Below are 1851 nucleotides of genomic sequence, written 5' to 3' on the forward strand. Positions count from 1 at the left end.
GGCGGCACTGACCGGCCCGAAGGATTTTTTTGGTGAAGTGGTGACGGTGTTGAGACGACGCCGAGACTTGGTGGTCAATGCGCTGTCGGCCGTGCCCCACCTTTGCTGTGCCAGGCCGGACGGAGCTTTCTACGTCTACGCGGACTGCCGGAGCCTGTTCGGCCTGATGACGCGGTCAGGATCGGTGCTGGAGAATGATTCGGATGTAGCCGGGTTTTTGCTGGACGAGGCGTTGGTTGCTACCGTGCCCGGCTCCTCCTTCGGCTTGTCCGGCTATTTCCGGATCTCATACGCGTCGAGCGATGAAGATCTCGCGCAAGCTTGCCGCCGCATTGCGGCCGCCATCGGGCAGCTGAACGGAGCAAGGAGCGCGTCATGATACGCAACCCTGCGGCCGCCATCCGTCAAATCCCCGATAAGAGCCTCAGCCAGCAGATCTATGATCGGCTTCTGAACATGATGATACAGCGCGAACTTCCGGTCGGCACGGTGTTGCAGGAGCGCAAGCTGGCCGAGGCGCTGGATGTTTCGCGAACGCCGGCACGCGAAGCGCTCTACCGCCTGGAGACCGAGGGCTACATTTCGCGCCGGCCAGGCAATTCGATGATTGTCAGGGAGTTCTCGGCTCGTGAACTGGTCGAGGTGCTGCATGTGCGTACCATGTTGGAGACCGAGGCCGTTGCGCTGGCGATTGGCCGGATTAGCGCCGATGAGCTGGACGCCATCGAAGCAGGTGTGCGCAGGGTGATCGATGACCCGAAGCCCAGGCCCGCCGACGACTGGGCGATTGATTCCAGGCTTCACGACACAATTGCCAATGCCAGCGGGAATCTCCTCCTGGCCAAGATGGCGCTGGAACTGCGGCTAAAGACTCGCATGTTCAATATGACCCGTGTGCCGGAGCGCTTCCGCGTGGGCCACATGGAACATCTCGAGATCATTGCCGCCATCCGCGCCGGTGACAGGGAAGTGGCCAAGGCGGCCGTCCGCAAGCACATTGATGGTGTGAAGAGCGCCATTATTCGCAACCTGAGTGAGGTTTGAGACTATGACAACTGAACGGATCAACGGGACCACTCGCGGTGTCTACATCATTGCGCCGACACCCTTCTCTGACAGCGGGGAGATTGATTTCAACAGCATCGACAAGCTGATGGACTATTACCTTCAAAGTGGCGTCGATGGCCTGACCATTCTGGGCGTGCTTGGCGAAGCCACGAAGCTTTCGCCGGAAGAATCCCGCGCCATTATGGCGCGCGTTTTCAAGCGGATCGACGGCAAGCTGCCAATCGTGGTCGGAGCCAGCAATCCGGGCACGGACAATCTTGCCCGCTTTTCCCGCGAGGCCATGGACATGGGCGCAGCTGGCGTCATGATTGCGCCGATCCCGGGTCTCAAAACCGACGACCAGGTGTACAACTACTGGTCTGTGGTGTTGGAGCGCCTCGGCCACGACATCCCCGTCTGCTACCAGGACTATCCACAAACCACGAGTGTGGTCACCTCAGTGTCGGTGTTTAATCGTCTCGTAGCAGCGTTCGAAAATCTGGTGATGTTGAAGCACGAGGAATCGCCAGGTTTGCCGAAGATCACCGCAGTGCGCGCCGCTGAGCAAAAGGGTCAGCGCCGCGTCAGTATCTTGATCGGCAATGGCGGTCTTCATCTGCCGCAGGAGTTGCGCCGCGGAGCCGATGGCGCAATGACCGGTTTTGCTTATCCCGAAATGTTGGTGGAGGTCTGCCGCAAATTTTATGCCGGCGACATCGAAGCTGCTGAGGACGTGTTCGACGTCTATTTGCCGCTTCTGCGCCACGAGCAGCAGCTCGGCTTCGGCCTCGCCATTCGCAAGGA

3 protein-coding genes are annotated in these 1851 nt (G+C 59.8%); all 3 read left to right on the forward strand.

Annotation, left to right across the window (positions count from 1 at the left end):
• Window positions 1–379 (forward strand): aminotransferase class I/II-fold pyridoxal phosphate-dependent enzyme (locus tag EN935_RS34025; RefSeq protein WP_127374124.1); only part of this gene is annotated, 379 nt, incomplete at its 5' end.
• Complete coding sequence (locus EN935_RS34030; protein WP_127374125.1) at window positions 376–1044, forward strand: GntR family transcriptional regulator; 669 nt, start codon at window positions 376–378, stop codon at window positions 1042–1044. The genes EN935_RS34025 and EN935_RS34030, both read left to right, overlap by 4 nt.
• Before the next feature lie 4 nt (window positions 1045–1048).
• Window positions 1049–1851, forward strand: an 803-nt coding sequence (locus EN935_RS34035) for a dihydrodipicolinate synthase family protein (RefSeq protein ID WP_164771608.1), incomplete at its 3' end; no start/stop codon positions are given.

The sequence above is a fragment of the Mesorhizobium sp. M7D.F.Ca.US.004.03.1.1 genome, from assembly GCF_003998635.1.
GTDB classification, from domain to species: Bacteria; Pseudomonadota; Alphaproteobacteria; order Rhizobiales; family Rhizobiaceae; genus Mesorhizobium; species Mesorhizobium loti.